This is a genomic window from Sphingobium terrigena (assembly GCF_003591655.1).
Lineage (GTDB): Bacteria > Pseudomonadota > Alphaproteobacteria > Sphingomonadales > Sphingomonadaceae > Sphingobium > Sphingobium terrigena.
In genome coordinates this window covers 1-24,733 of record NZ_QVRA01000041.1, presented here as the reverse complement: position 1 = coordinate 24,733, position 24,733 = coordinate 1, and the positions used below count along the sequence as shown (strand labels likewise).

Genomic DNA, 24,733 nt, shown 5'->3' with positions numbered 1-24,733 from the left:
GATCGTTGCGGATCGTCGCCGCCGAGGCCACGTCCATCCGGCATTGTGGTGGGGCACCGCGACCATCATCCTCATGCAGGTCTCGATGACTTTGATGGCGCATAGCGTGATAGGCCTCAAGCTATACGCCGTGAGCACCTCGGGTTATCGCGGCGCGGCAATCGCACCACTTGTCTTTCCGATGCCGCCATCAGGCCCGTTGATTACGGGTCGGTAGATGGACAGTGTTGACGTACGCATTTTTGAAAAGCGATGGAAATTTACGGGGGCCTAGTCCAACAGGCTGAGCAAGCCGCGCACGATCGACCCATGCCAGTCACTCAGCGCCCGATTTTCGTTTCCCACCAGCAGACATTCCGCTTTTCTGCCAGCTGTCGAGCAGCGAAGCGCGAGGATGGAGCCCTCTAGAGAAGTTGTCACCACGCTGATCAGAACAGCGCGGACTAGCTTCCCTTAGATCGAGCGCTCATATTCTAGGGTGATGCGTACCGTAATGACATCGCCTTCTGCCAGTTTTTCTGCTTTTCTCACGCTCGCCTTGATGGGCAGCATGTAGCCTTGGATGGCCTTGTTCGGGAAGAGCGATGTGCGCCAGCACGTTTTGCCAATTCCAGCCTCTACGTAGACAGATCCCCACGCCGCTGAATGGCCAGAAGATGCTACACGGATGGCTCCGGCGACCTCGCCGTCGATCGTCAGAAAATGCCACGACATTGAAGAGGGCTGACCATCCTTGCCTTTCCCGCGCCACAACCAGATAGGGCCGACATGCTCCCAAGCTCCTTCGTCAGGTGAGACATCTCCGCCCAGTTCCTCCCGCAGGAAACGGATCAGCTCGGGGTCTGTTGGGCCATCGTTCGTTTGCACCAAGGGATCATTGGCTGTGCGCTCGTTTGATGCAACCCGATCTTGCGCTATCGTTTGCGTCTACGTGCTCTTTCGTTGGGTGCTGCAGTCGACCCCTTACTGCCATTCGAGATAGAGTTTTTACTCCCGAGGAGCAGACCATCAGCTATCGCGGCGTTTGACCGAGGCTATGTAAAAACGCGCTCAGGCAGAGGTGCCGGTTCTTGGTGCGATAGCAGGCTGCGTACGATTTTTTTGCTAAAGGCGCGGCTCGCGATCAGGTGCGGATCAGTGTAATAAGCTGCTGAATTGCCACGCCAACGCTTGGCCGGTTAAGCAGGGATGACCAACGACGCAACGCGATCGAGCCACGAAGTTCGAACAGGATGCCCTCGGGCCGGAGATAGCCCGTTGTGGACACTGAGTGTCCTCACGCCCCGCTGAGTTAACGAATTCTAGCGGACTCGCTCCTATCCTGCGCACCATGCGATTAGCGACAATCACGAATTGGGCCTACGGCACGACCGTCCTGCTGACGCTTGCGTCTGCAACGACGATGCTATTGGCGTCCGGTGCGCAGGAGAAAGAGCGCGCGGCTGTCGCGCAGCGCTACCAGCTTGATCAGGCGACCTCGAAGATCGCCGCAGAAGTATCCGCATCGAATGACGAGGCGCGGGATTTCGTGATCACTGGCGAAGAGTCCCACCTTGCCGCATACCGTCGCGAGGCGGAAGCCCTGCGATCGGTTGAGAACCGCGCCCGTCATCTGAAAGATAACGGCGCCTCTGCGGACGAATTGTCGGCGCTCAGCGAAGCGATGCGTTGGGCTGATAGCCTTCAGGACGAGCAGGTCGACGCGATCGCGGCCCGCCAGCGTGGCGATGATGACCGTGCGCGTGAAATCCTGTTCGGTGCCGAATATCAACGGGGCCTCGATCGTGTCACTGGCAATATCGAACGCTTCCAGTATCGGCTTGACCAGCGCACCGACGCCGAGGTCGTGGCCGCAACGACTATAGCCCGGATTTGGAAGACAAGTTCGGAGATCGTGCTGGGGCTTACCGCCTTCCTGTCGCTGTGCGTCCTCTACTTCATCTTCAAGCGGCGGGTATTGCACCCGGTGGTGCGGTTGAGCGACGTCGTCGGTCGACTCGCCAGGCAGGACTATGCCGTCGAAGCGCCGGAGTACGATCAGATCGACGAGATTGGCGACATGGCTCAGGCCATTCGCATATTTCGCGAAAATGGCCTCGAACGACAACGGCTCGAGGCTGAACGCGCCGCGGATCAAGCCATGCGAGCCTTGCTGTCGCGGATGACCCAGCGGATGCAGGGCTGCGATACTATGCACGATCTCGAGCGGGTCGTATCGGGGTTCATGCCAGAGATCGCCCCCGGCCTCTCCGGCCGTCTCTATCGCCTCGATGAATCGCGCAACATCATGGTCGAACGATGCGCGTGGCTGGCACCAACTCATTCGCGGCCCGAATTTTCGCCGATGGCCTGCTGGGCGTTGCAGCGCGGCGATCTGCATCGGCCACGCGGACAATTGATCGATATCCCCTGCGACCATGTCGATCCTCAGGGCAACATCGACGTGCCTTCGATCTGTCTGCCGCTGATTGCCCAGCGCGTCACGCTTGGGCTGCTCTATCTGGAGCCCCGCGCTGACCTTCCCGAACCCAGGACCGACATCGGCGAAACCTATCTGAGGGTGCTTGCGGAAAATATCGGCCTCGCCCTTGGAAACCTGCGCTTGCGCGATGCGCTTCGCGAGATGGCGATGGCCGATCCGCTGACGGGCCTCGCCAACCGCCGCCAGCTCGACATGGTACTTGAAGTACAACTGGCCGAGGCGGATCGGCTCGGACGGCCGATCAGCTGCCTGATGCTCGATGTCGACCATTTCAAGCGGTTCAACGACCAGTTCGGCCACGACGCCGGCGACGCCGTACTCCGCGCGCTCGGCAAGATACTGCTGACCATCACGCGCGAGCACGGGCTTGCCTTCCGCTATGGCGGAGAGGAGTTCTTGCTGCTGATGCCGGAACTTGATGCCGAGCAAGCCTGCCAACGCGCCGAAGACATCCGCGCCCGGGTCAAAGCGTTGCGGATGCAACACGACGGGCGCGAACTCGGACCGATTACGGTCTCGGTCGGCATGGCTTGCGCACCGCTCCATTGTCGGTTCGACACGCTCGTCAAAACGGCAGATGCGGCGTTGCTTCGCGCCAAGGAAGCCGGGCGTGACCGGATCGTCGTCGCCGAAACACGCCGTTTAGGACCGAGAGCGGTCTGATTGCGCAAAGGGCTGGCGATCTATTCCGTTACGAACGCGGCCCGGAGCGTCATGCGGCGGGGACCGGCACCAGCGGCACGACGGGACTGCGCGGCCGCCATAACAGCACGCCGGCAGCGCGTTTGAGCCATAGCGACATGACCGTCGCCTCTATGCGTAAGGCGGAGAAGAGGATGATCAGCGTCTCAGTCGCCCATATCATGATCAGCGCCTGCTTGCTGATGCCGCCCCCTCACACTACGCTTAAGCGTTTCAGCGTCCGTTTTTGGCAGGCGCTGGCGCTGCCATTCGCGAAGGCTCCGGATGGCGGTTAAGTCCCCAGTTGCTGCCTACCGATGTCGACCCTTCTCGGCCATTCAGCGCTAAAATTTCGTGTCTTGGGTGCGGATCGTCCGGTATCCGACAACTGGCAACCAACTTACGCCATTTTAAAAAGCGAAGTTAGCGGCAGCTCAGTCTAAAAACCGAGCGGCTACTTGATACCGAGCAAATATAGACACTCCGCCTTCCTACTCGAGGGGAGGCAGGATGCAGTTCATAGGACTGTTCGGCCCGAACGAAAATGAGACGTCACTTTCCAAAGCATTCATTCCACCATTCTATTCCGACTACATTGCGGCTTCAGTGATAAGTCACCTATCGCTGCGCTCAGTGTTTCAGCGCCGTAGGGCTTTGACAGAACACGCAGATGCGCTCTTTCTTCCCCCACAAGCTGGTCACTATGTCCTGTCGCGAGGAGGACCGGCAGCCCAGGCGCTCGAATGTGCAATTGTCGCGCTAGATCAATGCCGCTCAGCCCTGGCATGACAATATCCGTGAACACGAGATCGAACGCTTGCTCCTGGAGAAGCGCAAGCGCTTCAGTCGCGTCACTTGCGCACACCGTCTTGCAACCCAGATCGTCCAGCAATTGCTCGGCAAAATGGAGAACTTGGATATTATCTTCGACCAGGAGAACCCTGATCCCGGGAGGTATGGAAGCCAGTCTGCCTTTCTGTTGGATCGCCGCTGGCGTCTTGTCAACCTTGGGAAGGAGGATGGTGAGGGTAGTGCCCATTCCGACGCGGGAACTTATCTGGGCGATGCCGCTGGCTTGGGCCGCGAAGCCATGGATCTGGGACAATCCCAGTCCCGTTCCCTCGCCCATAGGTTTGGTTGTGAAGAAAGGTTCGAAAACGCGGGCGAGCGTTTCTTCCGACATACCAATGCCGGTATCTGTGATGTCGATGGCTACCGCAACATGGCCCTCATGGATGGCGTCCCGCGTTTCTATGAGGAGCTCCCCACCCCCCGGCATCGCGTCGCGAGCATTTACCGCAGCGTTCAGTACGGCCGTTTCCAGCTCTGTAGGGTCCACTTCAACGCGGGCGTTCTTCGCCGATGCTTTCACCGACAGGGCTATGCCGCTCCCGAGGGACCGAGACAAAATTTCAGCCCAGGCATCAAGATGAATATTGAGGTCGATAACCTCAGGACGGATGGCGCGGCGCCGGCTGAATGCAAGAAGATGACTGGTAAGGGTGGACGCCCGCTCAACGGTTGTTGCTATGTTGTCAATATAGCGAGCCCGTTTCTCCTCCGGCAGATCGACTTTCTTGAGCATCTCGGCCGCCCCGCCGATGACCGTCAAAAGATTGTTGAAATCATGGGCGACCCCGCCAGTCAGTTCGCCAATCGCCTGCAGCTTCTTCGCCAGGACGCTCTACAAGGTGCGCGGGCGGATCGAGCAGGGCTTCGGCCGCCTCAAACGCTTCAAGCGCGTCGCCCTCAGATGCGAGAAAACCGCCGAAAACTACAGGTCAATCGTCAGCTTCGCCGCAGGTCTGTGCTTGATCAAATTCGTCCACACGGCCTAGAGTTGGTCTGAATTAATGGCGCGTTATCAGCATAGCATGCCGGTGACGCTTGGCGTTCGGCCGGCGGGGGGGCAGCCCTTAAAACCCTTGGCCATGCTGAGGTGGCCTGAAAGGATCGGCACGAGACTTGCGGCGAAACTTTTAAGGGTCGGCACGTCGCCATCGGTGGCATATTCACAAAGGGTGTGCTAAGCGTCTCCACGTGCACCTTGACCTACGCTTGGGATAAGAGCGGTTGAACGCCGCGCCCTTCTGCGCCTCGGATTTGGCGTGAGCGAAGGCGATGAACTGGCGTCAGCGGCCCTGAGCGCGGATGCATCGTCACTTTTCATCGGCGCGGTACTGACAACTATGGCCGACATGAAGGAAGGCGGCGGGAACTATCAAAGGTCGATAGTCGATCTCCTCAAGTTGCTCGATCTCGATTCGAGCCTCTCTGCCCCCACGCCCCCAAGGAGCTGGGTGAAGAGCTAGGCGTGCGCCCCGGGCGGCGATGGCTCTGCAGAGCAGAACATTGCGCGGCACAAGGCGCTAATGGAGAAGCTGCTCAAAATGGCGGTATCGTTGCTGATAGCCTGCGACACTGAGAAACTATCGATTGCGACCGCCTATGTTGCGAGTCGTTCGCGGGGAACCAACGGTGCCCCGCAGGATTTTACGCCTACTTCACATCCAAGGAGGACGAAGATGGCAGAGCCCCAGTTCACCGATGCGATCGCCTTGCTGAAGGCAGACCACCAAAAGGTGGAAGAACTGTTCGAAAAATTCGAGAAGGCCACATCCTCCAACCGCAAGCAGGCCCTAGCCCAGGACATCTGCGTCGAGCTCAAGGTTCACACGCTGATCGAGGAAGAGATTTTCTATCCTGCCTTCCGCGGTTTGATCGAGGATAACACGCTCGACGAAGCGTATGTGGAGCATGATGGAGCGAAGGTCCTGATCAACGATATCGAGGCAAGCTCGCCCGACGACGATTTTTATGACGCCAAGGTCAAGGTTCTCTCTGAAGAAATCAAACATCATGTCCATGAAGAGGAAATGCCGTCAGAGGGCATGTTTGCCCAATGTCGCAAGACCGATGTCGATTTAGTTGCATTGCGCGATCAAATGGCCGGGCGCAAGACGGAACTCCTTACCCTGGCCAAGACGTCAGGATTACCGGCGGCTAAACCGACCGCCGTCAATCTAGTCACGGCATAGCTGATCTGTCGTGCTCCGGCCGCGCTTATGCCGTCGGGGTTGTTGATTGCTGCTGAGAAGTGACCCGGGGTTTTCATCGAGAAGTGCCCCCTTGCGATTATGTTTCGGATGTCAGGAGTGGGTCAAGATTGTGATTTCTCCTTCCGGGTTTTCGGCTGGTGAGCAGAACTGTTCTTAAACCTGAAGCTGTCGTTGCCGGTTTCTAGGATGTGGTAATGATGGTTGAGCCGATCGAGCAGCGCGGTGGTCACCTTGGCATCACCGAACACGCTGGCCCATTCGCTGAAGCTCAGGTTGGTGGTGATGATGACGCTAGACGGAATGAATGTTTCATCCATGCTCTCCAGCAAAGATATGGCCACAAGCATTTGAGACGAAGCGTTTCCCGCTGATGAAACCAGGCGGTGTCTGAACGCTTGTACCGATGCAGCCTGCCGCTGGTCGGGGAACGGAGGGCTTCACTCGATTGAGAGGAACGCCTGCATGAAGATCGCGCAAATTGCTCCCTTGGCTGAAAGCGTGCCACCCCGATTCTATGGGGGCACCGAACGGATCGTTTCTTATCTGACTGAAGAGCTTGTTCGTCAGGGTCATGATGTCACCCTGTTTGCCAGCGGGGATTCGCAAACTCGTGCGGAACTGGTGCCGATCACCGACACAGCACTCCGTCTTAATCCGACCGTGGTCGACACCATTCCCTATCATATGATGATGCTGGAACAGGTGCGCCGCCGCGCCGACGAATTCGACGCATTACACTTCCACATCGACATGCTGCACCTGCCGATGGTGCAAGATTTTATCGGTCGCACCGTTACAACGCTGCACGGTCGGCTTGACCTGCCCGACCTGCCGCCTTTCTATCGCGCATTTCCCGATCATAGTCTGGTGTCGATTTCCGAACATCAACGCCTCCCCATGCCCCCGGTCAATTGGGGCGGGACTATCTATCACGGCCTGCCCGCTGACGTGCTGGCACCGCGATTGGGCGCGGGCGAGAATTATCTAGCGTTTCTGGGCCGGATATCGCCCGAAAAACGGCCAGATCGGGCGATACGGATTGCTGCACGATCGGGCCGAAAACTCAAGATCGCGGCCAAGATCGACAATGTCGACCGGGCCTATTGGGAAGATGAAATCGCCCCGCTGGTCGATCGCTATCCCAATGTCGAATATATTGGCGAGATCAACGAGCAGCAAAAGGCCCAGTTTCTGGGGCAAGCGAGCGCGTTGCTGTTCCCCATTGACTGGCCCGAACCCTTCGGTCTGGTGATGATCGAAGCGATGGCCTGCGCGACGCCGGTCATCGCTTTCCGCTGCGGTTCGGTTCCCGAAGTCATCCAGCACGGCCTCTCTGGCTATATCGTGGAAAGCGAAGATGAAGCGGTGGCGGCAGTCGCTGCCTTGTCGCATCTGGACCGCGCACGGGTGCGCGGCGCATTTGACGCACGTTTCACGGCGGAGCGCATGGCGACCGACTATGTCGCACTATATCGTGATCTGCCCGGTGCCCGCACCGACGCTGCCCGGCTGCGCCGTCGGCGCGGAGAAGATGCCGAACTTCAGATAGTCGCATAGGAGCCGCCATGACGCTGATCCAGCCCCAGCCCGAACTGCACGGCATTGCGGGCGGGCAGGCGCTCTCCCAGGCGCAGACCCAGTTCTTCATCCCCGCGACCGCCTCGCTTCATGAACGCAGGCCACGCACGCTCAAACATGGCGACAGCTTTGCCGTGTTCGACCATAGCGGTGACGCGATTTCCGGGCCGGGCAGCCCGGAAGGTCTCTACCATCGCGACACGCGCTATCTCTCGCACCTGTATCTTACTATCAACGGGATGCGGCCCATCCTGCTGAGTTCGGCGCTGCGCGACGACAATGCCATGCTGACATGCGATCTCGCCAATCCCGATTTCTTCGGGGAGGATGGCAAAGTTGCCGTGGAGCATGACCTGATCCACCTGCGCCGCACCCGCTTCCTGTGGAAGGATGCACTGTACGAAAGGATCACCATCCGCAATTTCGATACGGAAACGCACCAGATCAGCATCGACCTGAGCTTTGCGGCGGACTTTGCCGACCTGTTCGAGATACGTGGCATGACGCGCTTGCGTCGCGGAACCATGCGCGAGGCGCAGGTCGGGACGGCAGATGTGCTATTGGGCTATTTTGGGCGAGACGATCGTGAACGACAGACCCATCTGCATTTTGATCCTGTACCCAGCGAACTTACGGACAGCCATGCACGCTTCGACGTGACGGTGCTGCCCGGCCAGCGCTGCGCGCTGTTCACCCGCATAGGCTGTGGCCGGGTTGAAACCAGTGATGCGCTGCCCAAGCGATTCCTGAAGTCCCTGCGCGAAGCGATGCATGCGCTTGGGGTCGCGCGCAAGCGGGCGGCAGCCCTGCATTCGTCCAACGATCTGTTCAACGAAGTCGCGCGCCGATCCGTCGCGGACATATCCATGCTGTCCACCGATACCGAATTTGGCCCCTATCCCTATGCCGGCATCCCCTGGTTCAGCACGATATTCGGGCGTGACGCGATCATCACGGCGCTCGAAACCCTATGGATGGACCCGGCGATCAGCCGTGGCGTCCTGGGCTATCTGGCCGCGCATCAGGCGACCAGCTTTGATCCGGCCGCCGATGCAGAACCGGGAAAAATATTACATGAGGTGCGCCATGGCGAAATGGCCGAGCTGGGCGAAGTGCCGTTCCGTCATTATTATGGCAGCATCGATTCCACCCCATTGTTCGTGATGCTGGCGGGTGCCTATCTTGAACGCACTGGCGACATTGCCTTTCTGAAAGGGATCCTGCCGAATGTCGATGCGGCGCTCAGCTGGATCGACACGCATGGCGACCGCGATGGCGACGGATTTGTCGAATATGGCCGTCTGACCGACCAGGGCCTGCAAAATCAGGGGTGGAAGGACAGCCATGATTCCATCTTCCATGCTGACGGCAGCATCGCACGCGGCCCCATCGCTCTCGCCGAGGTTCAAGCCTATGTGTACGGCGCGTGGAAAGCGGCCGGGGCGCTATTTGGCGCAGTTGGCGAAGATGAGCGCGCAGCAGTGTATCGGGACCGGGCCGGGCAATTGATCGACCGGTTCGACGCAGCCTTTTTCGACGCGACACTTGGCACCTATGTGCTGGCGCTTGATGGCGATAAGCAGCCGTGCCGGGTGCGGTCCTCCAACGCCGGGCACGTCCTCTACACCGGGCTGGCACGCGAGGAGCGTGCCGAAGCCGTGGTGCGTACGCTGATGGCACCAGCCTCCTTTTCCGGCTGGGGTGTACGGACGATCGCTTCGACCGAAAAGCGGTACAATCCCATGAGCTATCATAATGGTTCGATCTGGCCGCATGACAATGCCCTGATTGCGGGTGGCTTTTCCCGCTATGGCTATCAGCGCGAAGCTGCCCAGATCTTCGAGGGGCTGTTCGCTGCGGCTACCTATGTCGATATGATGCGCCTGCCCGAACTGTTCTGCGGCTTCCCGCGCCGCCGCTCTCAGGGGCCAACCTTCTACCCGGTTGCCTGTAGTCCGCAGGCATGGTCAGCCGCCGCGCCGCTGGCGCTGATCCAATCGAGCCTCGGACTGCGGTTTGAAGTCCCGGCGGCACAAATTTCATTCCACAAACCTACCCTGCCGCATTTCCTCCAAAGCCTCACCATAAAGAGGCTGGGCATCGGCACCGCGAAGGTCGACATCGCGTTTGACCGGATAGGCGATCAGCTTGTCGTCAAGCCGATGCCGCATGGCAGCAACGCCCGAATAGCAACGATCGCCTGATTTCGATAGCGGCGAATTCCGCCGCGCAATGAGCTGGCAGATGGTCAGTAGTTTGGCGGGCGTCGGCACAAACCCAGTGATGGGAACCATCCTCATGGCCATACGCTGATAGGGCGGAGGTCGTTCATGTCCGCACGCGCATATTGGCAGGGTCAAATCAAGCTGGCGCTGGTTTCGATTCCGGTCGAAATTTACCCGGCTACCAAGTCCGGCCCAGCCATATCCTTTCGCCAGATCCACGAGCCGACGGGCAAGCCGATACATTATGACAAGGTGGTAAACGGGGTCGGTCCGGTCGACCGGGACGAGATCTTCAAAGGGTATGAGATTTCCAGAGGCAATTATGTCCTGCTGGAGCAGGATGAGATTGAATCGGTCAAGATTGAGAGCCGCAAGACGCTGGATCTGGTCCAGTTTGTCGACGCCGATGCGATCGATGTGCTTTATTATGAGAAGCCCTATTTCGTCCTGCCCGCCGACGATCTGGCTGAGGAAGCCTATGCCGTACTGCGCGATGCATTGCGGCAAACGAAGAAAGTCGGCCTTGGTCAATTGTCTGTGCGAGGGCGCGAGCAGCTGGTGTCGTTGAAGCCGTGCGGGCGCGGGTTGGTGCTGGAAGTGCTGCGCTATGCCGATGAGGTGACGAAGGCGCAAAGCTATTTTCGCGGACTTCCGGGCGAAGAGGCTGACCCCGACATGCTGGACCTGGCTGTCAGCATCATCGACAAGCGCACCGCGCCCTTCAAGCCGGAGGAATTTCACGACCGCTATGTCGATGCCCTCCACCGCCTGATCGAGAAGAAGAAAAAGGCCAAGGGCAAGCGGATCATCGAGGATGTCGATGATGAACCTGCGGAGCGAAAGGCGGGCAATGTCATCGACCTGATGGCCGCGCTAAAAAAATCCGCCGGGTCGGGCAAGATCGCGACGTCGAAAAAGGCCGATGCCAAGGTCAAGCCAGCGGCCAAGCCCCGAAAGGCGGCCGCGCCTAAGCGCAAGAGCGCGTGATGGAACTCAACCCCACCACGCCGCTCCACCTGATCGATGGCCCCGTGTTGCTGCGGCTGGGGGCTGCGGCGATCCTTGGCCTGCTGCTTGGGATGGACCGTGAGTTACGTGGCCACGCGGCGGGGATGCGTACCCACGGCCTTATCTGCTTTACGGCCGCGCTGATGACCGTGTGCGCCATTGCCTTGCACCTCCAACTCAAAGGAGAGGGCAATATCGATCCCTTGCGCGTGTTCGAGGCTGCCGCCGCCTTTACCGGCATAATTGCGGCCGGATTGATCGTGTTCAACAAGGGCGAAATACGTAACCTGACCACGGCAGCGCATATCTGGCTGGCGTCTATCATCGGCATAGCCTGCGGCGCGGCGCTCTGGCCTCTGGTGATCAGCGCAACCATCATAGCCGTCATTATGCTGACCGTGTTGGGCTTTGTCGAACGCCGCTGGCTCGATCCTCTGGATCGGAAAGAGTGATGGCCAGCAAGGATGCGCTTTCTACTTATAACGCCAAGCGCGATTTCGCCCGCACGGGTGAACCCAAAGGCCAGGTTGCGAAAAGCGCGGGCAACAGCTTCGTCGTGCAGAAACATGCCGCGACCCGGCTGCATTGGGATTTCCGGTTGGAGATTGATGGCGTCCTAAAAAGCTGGGCCGTCACAAAGGGGCCAAGCATCGACCCGGCCGACAAAAGGCTGGCAGTGCGGACGGAGGATCATCCGCTCGACTATGGCATGTTCGAGGGATCGATTCCCAAGGGTGAATATGGCGGCGGCACAGTGATGCTGTGGGATCGCGGCACATGGGAGCCGGTCGCGGGCAAGAGCGCCGCCGACATGAAGGACGGACACCTGCATTTCATCCTGCATGGAGAGCGGATGAAGGGAGAGTGGCTGCTGGTGCGGATGAAAGGGCGTCCCAAGGAGAAGCGTGAGAACTGGCTGTTGCGCAAGATCGACGACAAGGAGGCCGGATCGGGTGACGCGCTGGTCGAGCGTGCGCTGACCAGCGTACTAACGGATCGTTCCATGGCGCAGATCGAAGCTGACAAAGGCGGCGAACAGTCCCTCGCCGGGGTGAAAGGCAAAAGCTTCGCGGCCAAGATGGCGGCGGCGAAGGATCATAATGCCAAGGTCGGCGGCAAGCGGAAGGCGCGCGCCACGGCCTTGCCCCACTTCGTGAAACCACAACTGGCCACTTTAGTCGATGCTGTGCCGACCGGGAATGATTGGCTGCACGAGATCAAATATGACGGCTATCGCGCGCTGATCGCCGCGAGCGGAGACAAGGTGACGCTCTTTACGCGGAACGGCTTGGACTGGACCGAAAAATTTGCGCCGCTGACAAACGCGATCGCCGCGCTCGACCTGCCCCCTTGCCTGATAGATGGCGAAGTGGTGGCGCTGGACGGGAACGGCAATCCCGATTTCTCGACGCTTCAGAACATGCTGAAGCGCGGGCATGGTCAGGAGGATGCGGAACAGCCACTGCACCTGTTCGCCTTCGATCTGCTTTCACTTGACGGGCAGGATCTAAAAGGTCTGACCACCATCGAACGCAAGGAGCGGCTCGCAGCGCTGCTAAACATGACCGAGCCGCCTATCCATGTCTCCGATCATATTCTGGGTGCCGGCGAGACATTGTTCCGGTCACTCTGCGAGGCGGGGCAGGAAGGCATCATCTCCAAGCGGGCCGACGCCCCCTATCGTAGCGCTCGGACGCGCAATTGGGTGAAGGTCAAATGCACACGGCGGCAGGAATTCGTCCTTGTCGGATGGACAAAGAGCCATGCCAAGGAACGTCCTTTTGCTTCCCTGCTGCTGGCGCAGCATGAAGGCAGGACGCTAACCTACAAAGGCAAGGTCGGGACGGGCTTCGACAGCGCGACGATGCACGAACTGGCCAAGGCGATGGCCTCGCTGGCCACGGACAAGGCCGCAGTCAATGTGCCGCGCGTGGAGGCGCGCGGGGTGAATTGGATCAAGCCCAAGCTCGTCGCCGAAGTCGCTTTCGCCGAATTTACCGGCGATGGTCGCGTCCGTCATGGCAGCTTTCTTGGCCTGCGCGCAGACAAGCCGGCCGGGACGGTGAAACCGGAAAAGCCCGCACCGGTCCCCGCTCCCCAAAGCGCAGTCAGGATCAGCAACCGCGATCGCATCATCTTCCCCGAAAGCGGCCAGACCAAGGGGGAGCTGGCGGACTATTATAGGCGCATGGCGCCGCTGATGCTGCCTTTCGTTGCGAACCGGCCCATCAGCCTGGTCCGCTGCCCGCAGGGGCGCGCGAAGAAATGCTTCTTCCAGAAGCATGACAGCGGCGCCTTCGGTAGGGCGGTACGACAAGTGCCGATCCGGGAGAAAGACGGCGGATCGGAAGACTACATCTATGTCGAGAACGCCGACGGCCTGCTTGCCTGCATCCAGATGGGGACGATTGAGTTTCACGGCTGGGCCAGCCGGGCCGACGCTGTGGAGAAGCCGGACCGGATGATCTTTGACCTTGATCCCGACGAGGGGCTGGACTTCGACAGGGTCAAGCAGGCAGCGATCGATATACGCGATCATCTCACAGATATCGGCCTTGTCTCCTTTGCTATGCTTTCGGGCGGCAAGGGCGTGCATGTCATTGTGCCGCTGACGCCCGGTCACGACTGGGACACGCACAAGGATTTCGCATCCCGCTTTGCCCAGGCCTTGAGCGCCGCGGAGCCTGACCGCTTTACCGCGACGATGAGCAAGGCAAAGCGCAAGGATCGCATCTTCATCGACTGGCTGCGCAATCAGCGCGGCAGTACCGCCATCCTTCCCTATTCCGCCCGCGCCCGCCCCGGCGCACCCGTCGCCATCCCGATCGGCTGGGACGAACTGGGCAAAATGAAGGACGCCCATCCCTTCTCGATCGAGGATATCGAAACACTGATGAAGCGAAATGCAGGGCTAAAAGGCTGGGGGTTCGCAATGCAGGCTCTGCCTGAAATTTAACCCGACTCCGACGCAATCGACTCAACTAGGCCGCTCAGCGTACGATTTCCGATCCCCACATGCCGACTGTCCGCTGACCGGCTTTCAGAGCCCCAGAGATAGCCCGTGAAACGTCCAACTCCCTGAGGCTTCGATCCATGTTTGCCGTTATTCCGGACGGAAAAGCGGCTGACTCGGCTGCCCTCACCAGCGCCGCTTTCTAGGCCGCAGGATCGCTAGCTATGTCAAAGGCAAAGCTTGCCATCGTCAGGCCATTGACGATGAGCTCAACCTCATGGCGACCGGGATAATGGCGACGCGTGCTGAAATTTCGAATAGCCTGGCGAACTCCCAGCTTAGCGCATTGTCCGGCAAGAAGGTCAAATGTCCTGAGCTTGAAGACTTTCGCCGCTGTCTTGCCGCCGAGCCGCGCATAGTGAACGCGATAATCGACGACTAGGCGTTGATCGTCGGGGGAAGTCGACACGAGGTCGGCATCGATAGTGATTGCTTCGCCCAGATGCACAACCTGAGGCTCAATCGAAAAGCGCCGAACCGTGATAGAGGCGCCGTGCTCAACGCCGACGAGAGCCAGCGCGCGCGGTTCGCCCTTCTTGATCAATGTCCGCAACGCATGACGGATGATCCAGACCGTATGAGGATTGTCGGTCGGCCACCCGGCCAGCCGATCCAGCAGCCAGTCGGGGCGGTCCTTTGCAATATCGTTGAGATGATTGGCTACCGACTTGCGAACATAGCCGCTACGATCCGCCTTGAGTGCTTCGAGGATCGGTGCAGCCAGCGTCGGGTCATTCTTTAGAGCCGGAATGCGAGATGCCCATGGTAGCCTCGGCCTGCCACCTTCGCTGGCAAGTCTGCGGACATGCTCATCGGCGCTGCTGGTCCACCGTTTCATCACGGCTAGCGTCCGTTCAGTATCCTGAGCCAGAAACGGCCGAATGGCGAACTCGGCCGACCCGAAATGCGTAAGATAGGCAAGTGCCTCCATCGATCTGTCAAAATCGACCAGCCCGTATCGCGCAACGAACTCGGTGACAGCGACCGCCTGGAAGCCATGGGTGAGTTGGGGCGCTATGGCGCGGATAATCTCAAGCGCATCCCCGTATCGGGCGGGCAATGCGGCATGGAGCGCGTCAGCGATATGACGCACGCGTTCCATGATCGACAACGTATCCAGTCCCTTTGACGCAGCATTGAGGAAGCTGGCACGATCGAAGCGTGTTGATACGGAAACACCGGCATCGGCGATGATAGCCATCGCCTGCGGACCGAGAATGTCCTTGAGCAAGGCGGGTGTGGTCTTGTCCGTCATCGCGCAGCAGTTTCCAATCTGATTGTCGCCAAATGGCCAATGGGCGATACGCCCAGCATACCGTCATTCAGCGATTTGACGGGCCATGCCGATCAACGCCTTGAATGCAGCCGATGGATTTCGCCGGCTGGGATAGTAGAGGCTCAAAGGCACCAGCGGCGGGGTCCAGTCTTCCAGGACGCGAACGAGACGGCCCGCCTCGATATCTTCGCGTATGTCGGACTCCATGAAATAGCCGATGCCGACATCGTCCAGCACCGCGATACGGGAGAGGCTGGCCTCATCGAGCGTGATCGGGCCGTGAACGTCGATCTGCACAGGCTGCCCGTCCTTCTCGAATTGCCAGCGGTGCAACGCACCGTTCGGGAGCCTTATGCGAAGGCAGGCATGGCGGAGCAGGTCGGGAGGGACGCGAGGCTTTTCATTCACCTTGAAGTAGGCAGGTGTCGCAACGACGGCAAAGCTGCGGGGTGGGCCGACGGGAATGGCGATCATGTCGCTGGGAACGAGGTCGGCGCTTCTCAGGCCAAGATCGAAACCCTCGGCAACGATGTCCACAATCCGGCCCTCGGTGACCAGATCGACATGCACCTGGGGATAGCAACGCAGGAACCGCAACAGGAGCGGTCCAAGGATCTCACGCGCTGCCGTCGGGAAGGCGTTGATGCGGAGCGTTCCCGACGGCGTCTCCTGCTGCGAGCGAGCGATATCCATCGCATCATGAATATTCCTGACTGAGGGTCCGACCTGATCGACGAACTTGCGTCCAGCGTCGGTCAGGGCAACGCTGCGCGTCGTTCGATTGAACAGGCGGACGCCGAGCTGTCGTTCCAGCTTAGCGATGGCATTGCTCAGCGCGGTCGTCGACAGACCAAGCTCCAGCGCAGCTGTCCGGAACGACCCGCGCCGCGCAATAGCCAATACCGCATCAAACTCGATCAAGCCGTCCTGGTGCATTGTCCTGATTTTCGCAATGTCGCATCGCGATCTATCCCGATTATCATTGCAAAGGTCCAGCCCTAAGTTGGCGTCACCAAGTGATGGAGGGCGCCGGACGAAGCGCATCTCCTAAAAAATGGAGATCAACTATGACCGTCAAACTGCCCCACATCATCGCCGAATATTTCGATGCCGACCGGAAACGAAGCGCCCAAGCAGTTGCCGACTGCTTCATCGATGACGCCATCGTCAAGGACGAAGGGCACACCTACACGGGACGGGACGCTATCCGCCAATGGAAAGCGGACTCATCCGCGAAGTACACCTATAGCGTCGAGCCTTTCTCGATCTCGACGGAGGGCGACAGAACGACCGTCGTCAGCCATCTCGCGGGCGATTTCCCCGGAAGTCCGGTGGACCTTCGCTATCTGTTCGTCCTCGATGGACAGAAAATCGCCGGGCTGGAGATCACGCTGTGAGCGCGTCCATTCGAGGCAGCAGCCTGCCGTTCCTCGATCTGCGCGGAAAGCGCGCGCTGATTACCTCCGGTACGCGCGGAGCAGGCGCAGCTACTGTCGGCCTGTTTCAGGAACTCGGTGCGCAGGTGCTGACTACCGCCCGCACCCGGCCCGATGCCTTCCCGGAATCACTGTTTGTCGCGGCCGACCTGACGAACCCGCACGGATGTGCCGCATTGGCGGCCGCCGCGACGGAACGCCTGGGCGGAGTGGATATCATCGTCCATATGCTCGGCGGTTCATCCGCCCCGCCGGGTGGCTTTGAAGCACTGAGCGACGAGATTTGGGAGAATGAACTCGACCTCAATCTTATGCCGGCCGTTCGCCTCGACCGGGAACTCGTTCCGGCCATGGTGACGCGCGGCAGCGGCGTAGTGATCCATGTAACGTCCATTCAGCGCGTGATGCCCCTGCCGGAGGCGACGACCGCCTACGCCGCAGCCAAGGCGGCGCTATCGACCTACAGCAAGAGCCTGTCCAAGCAGGTGTCGCCGCAAGGCGTTCGAGTCGTGCGGGTATCCCCAGGCTGGATCGAGACGGAGGCATCCATCGACCTGGCGACAAGGCTGGCGGCTGAGCATGGCGGCGACATCGAGGCAGGCAAGAAGATGATCATGGACTCGCTTGGCGGCATCCCGATCGGGCGTCCGGCAAGGCCGGTAGAGGTGGCGAACCTGATCGCCTTCCTGGCGTCCGACCGTGCGGGCAGCATCACCGGCACGGAGCATGTGATAGACGGCGGAACGGTGCCGACTGCTTGAGCAACCCGAATATCCCTAACCCGCCGATGTCGCCCCTTCCCGGCCGCTTAAGGAAAGGTTTTGCGCATCCAGGAGCGGACCGACAGCTTTCCCTTAAATCACTGCCGATGCCGATCCACTCCGTTTTACCTGTTAATGCTGGCTCCCGGTTTGCAAAGAGCCAGCTAGTGTTAAATTTCCGTACCTTCCGCCAAGGTCAGAGCATCCTCCACATCCACACCAAGATATCGGACCGTGCTTTCGATCTTCGTATGCCCGAGCAGTATCTGAACAGCACGAAGGTTCCCGGTCGCTTTGTAGATGATTGATGCCTTCGTGCGCCTCAGCGAATGGGTGCCGTAGTCCTCGCTAGGCAAGCCAATTCCCATGACCCATTCATCGACCAGGCGGGCGTATTGGCGTGTGCTTATATGGGCGGCATGGTCGGTGCGGCTAGGAAAGGCATAGTCCTCAAGCGAGCCACCTCGCAATTCAAGCCATTTGAGGAGGCTGGCGCGAGCATCGTCCATCAGCTCAAACTGGACAGGCCTACCGGTCTTTTGCTGGACGACAGTGGCCCTCGTCCGGATTTTTCGATCGCAAACAATGTCGCTGATCCGGATTTTCACCAGGTCGCAACCGCGCAGTTTGCTGTCGATAGCCAGATCAAAAAGCGCTCGATCTCGAAGCCGCCGGTGTTGATCAAGAAAGAAACGTACTGCCCAAATCTGACGAGGTTTGAGCGCTCGCTTTGCGCCAACCTTGCGTCCAGCATTCCACGAAACTCGCTCGCGAGCCGCAGGATCAAATTCCGATAATCCCATGACACTTCTCCTATGGCCAGGATGGCCGACGGACGAACGTTTTGAGAGCCATGTTGATTGCGCATCAGATGCGATTTTTGGGTGGTGCACGTCGTCGATAACATCCACGGCACAAAGCTAACCTTCATCGTTTCATCGTTCTGGAAAATAGGAAAGTAAGGACAGATTTATCCTACTGTTTCGATGCAATGCCGAGCATTAGAGCTGTATCCACACCCGGAACAACCCCGGTGCCGCCTTTCAGAACGGAGACATCCCATGACCATCACCGCCACCCCGACCCCCGGCAAGTCCCTGATCTCCGCCGATGATCACACGCTGATCATGATCGACTTCCAGTCGCAGATGGCCTTCGCCACCAAGTCCATCTCCACCGAACTGCTGCGCAACAACGCCGCGCTAGTCGCCAATGCAGCCGCCGGCTTCAAAGTCTCCACCATCCTGACCACCGTTGCCGTCGACAGCTTTTCCGGCCCGATGTTCAGCGAGATTACCGACGCCTTTCCCGGCCAGGCTTTGCTCGACCGCACCTCGATGAATACGTGGGAAGACGCTGCGGTCATCGATGAGGTGAACCGTATCGGCAAGGAACGGATCATCTTCGCCGGGCTATGGACCTCGGTCTGCATCGTCGGCCCGGTCGCCTCCGCTATCGACCAGGGGTTCGACGTTTACTTCATCTCCGACGCGTGCGGCGATATTTCGGAAGAAGCGCATGAGCGCGCTGTCGAACGCATGATCCAGTTGGGCGCCAAACCGATGACTTCGCTCCAGTATCTCCTCGAACTGCAACGCGATTGGGCCAGGACGGAAACCTACGACATGACTACCGGCTTCGCGAAGAAGTGGGGCGGCGCCTATGGCCTCGGCATCACTTACGCCAAAACGATGTTCAACGCCTCCGAGGCGCATTGATCCAGCCCGGCGGCCGGGCATCCTCCCGGCAGCTTCTCCCCATCATGCCAAGGAATTTCCCATGAGCAACTTCGTCACCACCGCCGACGGCGTCGACATCTTCTACAAGGACTGGGGCAGCAAGGATGCCCAACCGATCATGTTCCACCATGGCTGGCCGCTTTCGTCGGACGACTGGGACGCGCAGATGCTGTTCTTTCTCTCAAAAGGCTATCGCGTCATCGCTCATGACCGCCGCGGCCATGGCCGCTCCGCCCAGGTCGATTTCGGCCATGACATGGGCCATTATGCCGCCGATGCCGCTGCGGTCGCCGAACATCTGAACCTCCGCAACGCGATCCATATCGGCCATTCGACCGGCGGTGGCGAAGTGGCGGCCTATGTCGCCCGTCATGGCCTGCCGCAGGGCCGCGTCGCCAAGGCTGTGCTGGTCAGCGCCGTACCCCCGATCATGCTGAAAACCGATCGCTACCCCGGCGGCCTGCCGATGGACGTGTTCGACGGCCTGCGCGTCGGCCTGGCCGCCAACCGCGCGCAATTCTTCCGCGAGGTCGCCGCCGGTCCCTTCTACGGCTTCAATCGCGAGGGCGCAGACGTGAAACCTGCCGTGATCGACAATTGGTGGCGTCAGGGGATGATGGGCAGCGCGCTGGCGCATTATGAAGGCATCAAGGCTTTCTCCGAAACCGACCAGACCGATGATCTGAAAGCCATCACCTTGCCGACGCTGGTGCTGCATGGCGATGATGATCAGGTCGTGCCGTACAGTAATGCGGGCGTACTACAGGCAGAACTTCTGCCTGACGCCACCCTCAAGATCTACGCAGGCTTTTCGCATGGCATGCTGACGGTGAACGCCGATGTGCTGAACGCCGACATCCTCGCCTTCATCCAGGCCTGATCCAGCGTTACGGGAGAACGGACATGAAAACCTATATTCTTTCGCTGGGCGCCGGGCTGATCGTGGGTATCGTCTACAGTCTGCTGGGTGTCCGTTCTCCTGCCCCGCCCGTGATTGCGCTCGTCGGGCTGGCGGGGATATTGCTGGGCGAACAGCTGATCCCGATCGGAAAGCGCTTCGCCAGCCTGCCTGAACTGACTCGTTTCGTGGCGACCGATTGCGCCCGTCGTGTGCTGGGCTGCCTGCCCGACAACCGGCGGCGGGACGCATGATGACCCGCAGACGGGCGCTCGCCAGCGCCGCTAGCCTCCCCCTTGTGACTGCTACGGAGAGTTTCGCCATGACCCCGACCGACATCATCCTCGTCAACGCCAAGGTCACAACGCTGGACCGCGAGAACCCGATGGCTGAGGCCGTCGCCATCAGGGGTGGCAAGTTCCTGGCCGTGGGGAGTGAACTGGAAGTTCGCGCCGCCGCGGCCCCCGACGCCACCGTAATCGATGCGAAGGGTCGCCGCCTCATCCCGGGCCTCATTGACAGCCACATCCACGTCATCCGGGGTGGCCTCAACTATAATATGGAGCTGCGTTGGGAAGGGGTGCCGAGCCTGTCCGAAGCGATGGCGATGCTCAAGCGCCAAGCCGAAAATACCCCGCCGCCCCAGTGGGTCCGCGTCGTCGGCGGCTTCACCGAACATCAATTCGCCGAAAAGCGCCTGCCCACCATCGCCGAGATCAACGCCGCCGCGCCCGACACGCCGGTGTTCATTCTCCACCTCTATGATCGCGCGCTGCTCAACGCCGCTGCATTGCAGGCGGTAGGCTATACCAAGGACACACCCAATCCGCCGGGCGGCGAGATTGTGCGCGACGCGCAGGGCAATCCCACCGGGCTGCTGCTGGCCCAGCCCAATGCGACGATCCTCTATTCCACGCTCGCCAAGGGGCCGAAGCTGCCGCAGGATTATCAGCTCAACAGCACCAAGCATTTCATGCGCGAGTTGAATTCGTTGGGCGTGACCAGCGTCATCGATGCGGGCGGCGGATCGCAAAATTATCCCGACGATTATGAAGTGATCGACAAGCTGCACAAGGATGGCGAACTCACCCTGCGCATCGCCTACAACCTCTTCACCCAGAAGCCCAAGGAAGAGTTGAAGGATTTTGCCAGCTGGTCGACCCAGATCAAGCCGGGTGACGGCGACGACAGCTATCGTCAAAATGGCGCGGGCGAAATGCTGGTCTATTCCGCTGCCGATTTTGAGGATTTCCGCGTCGCCCGACCGGATATGGCCCCGGAGATGGAGGGCGATCTGGAGCCGGTCATCCGGCTGCTGGCCGAGCGCCGCTGGCCATGGCGGCTGCACGCCACCTATGACCAGACGATATCCCGCGCGCTCGACGTGTTCGAGAAGGTGAACAAGGATATTCCGCTCGCAGGCCTCAACTGGTTCTTCGACCATGCCGAAACGATCAGCGATCGCAATATCGACCGGATCGCAGCACTGGGCGGCGGCATCGCGGTGCAGCACCGCATGGCGTTTCAGGGCGAATATTTCGTCGAGCGCTATGGCGCGAAAGCCGCCGAAGCCACGCCACCGATCAAGAAGATGATGGCAGCGGGCGTACCCGTGGGCGCCGGCACCGACGCCACCCGCGTTGCGAGCTATAATCCATGGGTTTCGCTGTCCTGGCTGGTGACGTCGAAAACAGTCGGCGGCCTTACCCTCTATCCAGTCCGCAACCGGCTAGACCGCGAAACCGCGCTGCGGCTGTGGACGGAACGCAACACATGGTTTTCCAACGAGGTGGGCAAAAAGGGCCAGATCAAGGCCGGGCAACTGGCCGACCTCGCGCTGCTATCCGACGATTATTTCAGCGTGGCGGAGGACGAGATCGCGCATCTGCGTTCGGTCCTGACCGTGCTGGGTGGCAAGATCGTCTATGGCGAGGGCGATTTTGGCCCGTTGGCACCGGCAGCGCCCAAGGCGATGCCCGACTGGTCGCCGGTCGCGACCTTCGGCGGCCATTATCGCCGCGACGAAACGGCGCAGAAGCTGGCATCGGCTTGCAGTTGCGCCGCCTCGTGCAAGGTCCATGGTCACGATCATGCCGCCGCGCTGGGTGCGCAAGTTCCCGCTGCCGACGTCCAGAGCTTCTGGGGATCGTTCGGCTGCGGCTGCTGGGCCGTCTGAACGCCTGAACGCCTGGACGCGCCCTCCCCGGAAGGCTGGGGCCAAGGATACAACCCATTGCTATCGACGCGCCGTGCATCGCCGCGGCGTGCAAGGAGGAGAATTGCCATGCAGCCCGAGAATCCCCGCATCGTTGCCGTCATGCTCGACTGGCCCGGCACCGCGTTCCTCGCCCGCCTTGCCCTGACCGGTCCCTATTTGCTCGGCGGGATCGTGAAGCTCGCCGACTGGCAGGGCGCGGTCGCGGAGCAGGCGCATTTCGGGATGCAGCCAGCCGCACTGTTCGCCGCCGCGACGATCGCTGTTGAATTGATCGGCCCCGCCCTGATCCTGCTGGACCGGCTTGCTTGGTTGGGTGCTGGGATGCTCGGTATGTTCACCCTGCTCGCCGCCATCGTCGCCAACGCCTTCTGGACGATGCCAATCTCCGGGTCGGAGCAAGATCGCTTCATGGCGACCAATGCCTTTTTCGAGCATCTGGGGCTGATCGGCGGGTTCGTGCTGGTCGCCATCCTCTCGCCCCGGCGGCGGCATGCGCGTGCGTAGTCGGCTGTTGCTGCTGGTCCTGCTGGTCTGCGTCACGACAACTGCGTTCGCGCAATCGGGTGAGCCGTGGCAACCGCCCACGCTCACCAACACGCGCTATGAGGAGGATTGGGGCAAGCTGACCGATCCGGCCAACCGCGACGGGCGCTGGACGGAGGCATTCAAATATATCCCGCTGGGCGGCGACGCCTGGCTTTCCACCGGCATCGAACTGCGCGCGCGTAGCGAAACCTATCGCGACAATCTGTGGGCGGGGCCGATGCGCCGGACGACAGCTATCTCTGGCTGCGCGCCATGCCCTATGCCGACCTGCATATCGGCAAACTCCGGGTCTTTGTGCAGCCCATTGCCACCTATGCGATCGGCGTGTCCCCCTCCGCCAGTCCGATCGACCAGAGCCGTATCGATCTGTTACAGGGCTTTGCGCAAGCAGAGATCGGGCCGGTCATATTGCGGGCCGGACGCCAGATGCTCTCGCTCGGCACGGAACGGATCGTCGGCACCCGCTATGGTCCCAACATGCCGCTCGCCTTCGACGGCGCGCGCGCCGATGTGCGGATCGGCCAGGCGACCGTCAGCCTGCTCGCCGTCAAGCCGGTCCAGCCTGGCCTCTCCAGTTTCGATGACGCCACCTCCGAAACGAAGGCCTTGTGGGGCGCTTATGCCGCGCTGCCCGGACTGGACNCTTCAACGCGCTGTTTCCCAAGGGCAAATATTTCGGCGAATTGTCGCCAGTCGGCCCGACCAACATCGTCAGCGTCAATCCACGCATGGAGTTCGATCTTGGGAACGGGGCGTCGGCCAGTGTCGCAGCCATGGCCTATTGGCGCTACAGCCGGGGCGACGGCGTCTACGACATACCCGGCCACCTGATCCGCGCGGCAGGGGATAGCGACGCGCGCTTCGTCGGCAAGGAGGCCGAAGCGACGTTGGCTTGGCAAGCCAGCCCGGAATGGGAATTGTCCACTTCCGTCTCCGCCTTCGCGCCGGGTGCCTTCATCCGGCAGACCGGCCCAGCGCGCACGATCCTGATGTTGGGGCTGGAAAGCAATTTCCGCTTCTGATCTTTTCCGATTTATCGAACATATCGAACGATCTTATTCAACTGAGCCATTGGATTGCGGACGGTTAAAGCCGTTTTGGCCGAACGCCATATCAGGAGACCGCCATGATCCCGTCCAAGTCCACCGCCTCGCCCTTGCCTTGGCTGCTGCTGTTACTCTCCGTCACCACCGGCCTTGTCGATGCCATTTCGGTGCTTGGCCTTGGCAAGGTGTTTACCGCCAACATGACCGGCAATATCGTGTTCCTGGGCTTCGCTGCGGCGGGCACGCCCGGCTTCCGCATCGCACCCTATCTGGCCGCGATCGCTTCCTTCATGATCGGCGCGCTGGTGGCCGGGCGCGTGGGCAAGCATCATGCCGGACTGCCGCTGCGCCGCTGGCTGATGGTCGCCGCGCTTGTGGAAGCGGCGCTGCTGTGGATCGCATCCGGTGTCGCTGTCGGCTTCGATGTCGCCAGCCAGTCGCCGGGGTACAAGGTCTTTGCGATTATTGCCCTGACCGGCCTTGCCATGGGCTTTCGCAACGCGACCATCCGCCAGCTGAAGGTCCCTGACCTGACGACCACAGTCTTGACGCTGACGATCACCGGCCTTGCCGCCGATTCCAGTCTGGCGGGCGGCGCGAACCCCAATTGGGTGCGGCGCGTCGGTAGCATCACGGCGATCTTCCTGGGCGCGGCCATCGGCGCGTGGTTTGTCACCCATGGCGGCCTCGTCCTGCCGCTGCTGCTGGCTGGCTTCCTTGTCCTCGCGGGAACGCTGGCCTGCATGATGCATCCCGCCGCGAGCGAA

22 protein-coding genes and 4 pseudogenes are annotated in these 24,733 nt (G+C 60.4%); 19 read left to right on the top strand and 7 right to left on the bottom strand.

Annotation, left to right across the window (positions count from 1 at the left end):
• Positions 1 to 217, top strand: a pseudogene (locus D0Z70_RS25260) (hypothetical protein); the annotation flags it as partial.
• 236 nt (positions 218 to 453) lie between these two features.
• Here the strand turns inward: D0Z70_RS25260 and D0Z70_RS22885 are convergent.
• On the bottom strand, positions 454 to 867 hold the full coding sequence (locus D0Z70_RS22885) for a DUF1905 domain-containing protein (protein ID WP_239019092.1): 414 nt from the start codon (positions 865 to 867) through the stop codon (positions 454 to 456).
• Positions 868 to 1,330: 463 nt separating this feature from the next.
• On the opposite strand from D0Z70_RS22885, the gene D0Z70_RS22880 reads away from it, so the two are divergent.
• Positions 1,331 to 3,145 carry a sensor domain-containing diguanylate cyclase gene (locus D0Z70_RS22880; protein WP_119750384.1) on the top strand — a complete coding sequence of 605 codons (1,815 nt, stop codon included), beginning with the start codon at positions 1,331 to 1,333 and terminating at the stop codon, positions 3,143 to 3,145.
• 49 nt (positions 3,146 to 3,194) lie between these two features.
• Here the strand turns inward: D0Z70_RS22880 and D0Z70_RS25110 are convergent, their stop codons facing one another.
• Positions 3,195 to 3,347, bottom strand: a complete 153-nt coding sequence (locus tag D0Z70_RS25110; RefSeq protein ID WP_182914093.1) for a hypothetical protein — start codon at positions 3,345 to 3,347, stop codon at positions 3,195 to 3,197.
• 384 nt (positions 3,348 to 3,731) lie between these two features.
• Positions 3,732 to 4,775, bottom strand: a complete 1,044-nt coding sequence (locus D0Z70_RS22875) for a response regulator (protein WP_239019091.1) — start codon at positions 4,773 to 4,775, stop codon at positions 3,732 to 3,734.
• Between D0Z70_RS22875 and D0Z70_RS22870 the strand changes: the two genes are divergently transcribed.
• The 3 genes and pseudogenes from D0Z70_RS22870 to D0Z70_RS22860 all read left to right on the top strand — a co-directional run bounded on the left by D0Z70_RS22870 (position 4,765) and on the right by D0Z70_RS22860 (position 6,201).
• The gene (locus D0Z70_RS22870) at positions 4,765 to 5,001 is read left to right on the top strand and encodes a transposase (RefSeq protein WP_119750380.1); all 237 of its coding nucleotides are present in this window, start codon (positions 4,765 to 4,767) and stop codon (positions 4,999 to 5,001) included. The two genes, D0Z70_RS22875 and D0Z70_RS22870, sit on opposite strands and share 11 nt — an antisense overlap.
• 330 nt (positions 5,002 to 5,331) lie before the next feature.
• Positions 5,332 to 5,588, top strand: a pseudogene (locus D0Z70_RS25895) (DUF3597 family protein); the annotation flags it as partial.
• A 100-nt stretch (positions 5,589 to 5,688) separates the two neighbouring features.
• Positions 5,689 to 6,201: a hemerythrin domain-containing protein gene (locus D0Z70_RS22860; protein ID WP_119750378.1), complete on the top strand. Its 513-nt coding sequence runs from the start codon at positions 5,689 to 5,691 to the stop codon at positions 6,199 to 6,201.
• 122 nt (positions 6,202 to 6,323) lie between these two features.
• Here the strand turns inward: D0Z70_RS22860 and D0Z70_RS22855 are convergent.
• Positions 6,324 to 6,515 (bottom strand): annotated as a pseudogene (locus D0Z70_RS22855) (ATP-binding protein); the annotation flags it as partial.
• 169 nt (positions 6,516 to 6,684) lie between these two features.
• Here D0Z70_RS22855 and D0Z70_RS22850 point away from each other — a divergent pair.
• From D0Z70_RS22850 to ligD, 5 genes are all read left to right on the top strand, one after another.
• On the top strand, positions 6,685 to 7,779 hold the full coding sequence (locus tag D0Z70_RS22850; protein ID WP_119750376.1) for a glycosyltransferase family 4 protein: 1,095 nt from the start codon (positions 6,685 to 6,687) through the stop codon (positions 7,777 to 7,779).
• An 8-nt stretch (positions 7,780 to 7,787) separates the two neighbouring features.
• Positions 7,788 to 10,004, top strand: coding sequence for an amylo-alpha-1,6-glucosidase (locus D0Z70_RS22845; protein WP_119750374.1), 2,217 nt, complete (start codon positions 7,788 to 7,790; stop codon positions 10,002 to 10,004).
• A gap of 126 nt (positions 10,005 to 10,130) precedes the next feature.
• Positions 10,131 to 11,012, top strand: coding sequence for a non-homologous end joining protein Ku (gene ku / locus D0Z70_RS22840; protein WP_119750372.1), 882 nt, complete (start codon positions 10,131 to 10,133; stop codon positions 11,010 to 11,012).
• On the top strand, positions 11,012 to 11,485 hold the full coding sequence (locus tag D0Z70_RS22835) for an MgtC/SapB family protein (RefSeq protein WP_119750370.1): 474 nt from the start codon (positions 11,012 to 11,014) through the stop codon (positions 11,483 to 11,485). The genes ku and D0Z70_RS22835 overlap by 1 nt, the downstream gene beginning before the upstream one ends.
• Complete coding sequence (gene ligD, locus D0Z70_RS22830; protein WP_119750368.1) at positions 11,485 to 13,989, top strand: DNA ligase D; 2,505 nt, start codon at positions 11,485 to 11,487, stop codon at positions 13,987 to 13,989. Before D0Z70_RS22835 ends, ligD begins: the two co-directional genes overlap by 1 nt.
• 199 nt (positions 13,990 to 14,188) lie before the next feature.
• Here ligD and D0Z70_RS22825 read toward each other — a convergent pair whose 3' ends face one another.
• Both D0Z70_RS22825 and D0Z70_RS22820 read right to left on the bottom strand, forming a co-directional pair.
• Positions 14,189 to 15,301 (bottom strand): DNA alkylation repair protein, encoded by a 1,113-nt coding sequence (locus D0Z70_RS22825; protein WP_119750366.1) that lies wholly within the window; start codon positions 15,299 to 15,301, stop codon positions 14,189 to 14,191.
• 63 nt (positions 15,302 to 15,364) lie between these two features.
• Entirely contained in the window at positions 15,365 to 16,258 is an 894-nt protein-coding gene (locus D0Z70_RS22820) for a LysR family transcriptional regulator (RefSeq protein ID WP_119750364.1), read from the bottom strand.
• 131 nt (positions 16,259 to 16,389) lie between these two features.
• Between D0Z70_RS22820 and D0Z70_RS22815 the strand changes: the two genes are divergently transcribed.
• Positions 16,390 to 16,719 carry a nuclear transport factor 2 family protein gene (locus D0Z70_RS22815; protein ID WP_119750362.1) on the top strand — a complete coding sequence of 110 codons (330 nt, stop codon included), beginning with the start codon at positions 16,390 to 16,392 and terminating at the stop codon, positions 16,717 to 16,719.
• Positions 16,716 to 17,519: an SDR family oxidoreductase gene (locus tag D0Z70_RS22810; RefSeq protein WP_239019089.1), complete on the top strand. Its 804-nt coding sequence runs from the start codon at positions 16,716 to 16,718 to the stop codon at positions 17,517 to 17,519. The genes D0Z70_RS22815 and D0Z70_RS22810 overlap by 4 nt, the downstream gene beginning before the upstream one ends.
• Before the next feature lie 170 nt (positions 17,520 to 17,689).
• Here D0Z70_RS22810 and D0Z70_RS22805 read toward each other — a convergent pair whose 3' ends face one another.
• Positions 17,690 to 18,322: a tyrosine-type recombinase/integrase gene (locus tag D0Z70_RS22805; RefSeq protein ID WP_119750360.1), complete on the bottom strand. Its 633-nt coding sequence runs from the start codon at positions 18,320 to 18,322 to the stop codon at positions 17,690 to 17,692.
• 258 nt (positions 18,323 to 18,580) lie between these two features.
• Here D0Z70_RS22805 and D0Z70_RS22800 point away from each other — a divergent pair, with 258 nt between their 5' ends.
• From D0Z70_RS22800 to D0Z70_RS22770, 7 genes and pseudogenes are all read left to right on the top strand, one after another.
• Positions 18,581 to 19,237 carry an isochorismatase family protein gene (locus D0Z70_RS22800; RefSeq protein ID WP_119750358.1) on the top strand — a complete coding sequence of 219 codons (657 nt, stop codon included), beginning with the start codon at positions 18,581 to 18,583 and terminating at the stop codon, positions 19,235 to 19,237.
• A 61-nt stretch (positions 19,238 to 19,298) separates the two neighbouring features.
• Positions 19,299 to 20,138 carry an alpha/beta fold hydrolase gene (locus D0Z70_RS22795; protein WP_119750356.1) on the top strand — a complete coding sequence of 280 codons (840 nt, stop codon included), beginning with the start codon at positions 19,299 to 19,301 and terminating at the stop codon, positions 20,136 to 20,138.
• 23 nt (positions 20,139 to 20,161) lie between these two features.
• The gene (locus D0Z70_RS22790; RefSeq protein WP_119750354.1) at positions 20,162 to 20,410 is read left to right on the top strand and encodes a DUF1427 family protein; all 249 of its coding nucleotides are present in this window, start codon (positions 20,162 to 20,164) and stop codon (positions 20,408 to 20,410) included.
• Positions 20,407 to 22,332, top strand: a complete 1,926-nt coding sequence (locus D0Z70_RS22785) for an amidohydrolase (RefSeq protein ID WP_119750352.1) — start codon at positions 20,407 to 20,409, stop codon at positions 22,330 to 22,332. The genes D0Z70_RS22790 and D0Z70_RS22785 overlap by 4 nt, the downstream gene beginning before the upstream one ends.
• Positions 22,333 to 22,440: 108 nt before the next feature.
• Positions 22,441 to 22,878: a DoxX family protein gene (locus tag D0Z70_RS22780; protein ID WP_119750350.1), complete on the top strand. Its 438-nt coding sequence runs from the start codon at positions 22,441 to 22,443 to the stop codon at positions 22,876 to 22,878.
• Positions 22,865 to 23,942 (top strand): annotated as a pseudogene (locus tag D0Z70_RS22775) (alginate export family protein). Before D0Z70_RS22780 ends, D0Z70_RS22775 begins: the two are co-directional and overlap by 14 nt.
• Before the next feature lie 104 nt (positions 23,943 to 24,046).
• Positions 24,047 to 24,733: YoaK family protein (locus D0Z70_RS22770; RefSeq protein WP_147418827.1), on the top strand; the 687-nt coding region annotated here is incomplete at its 3' end.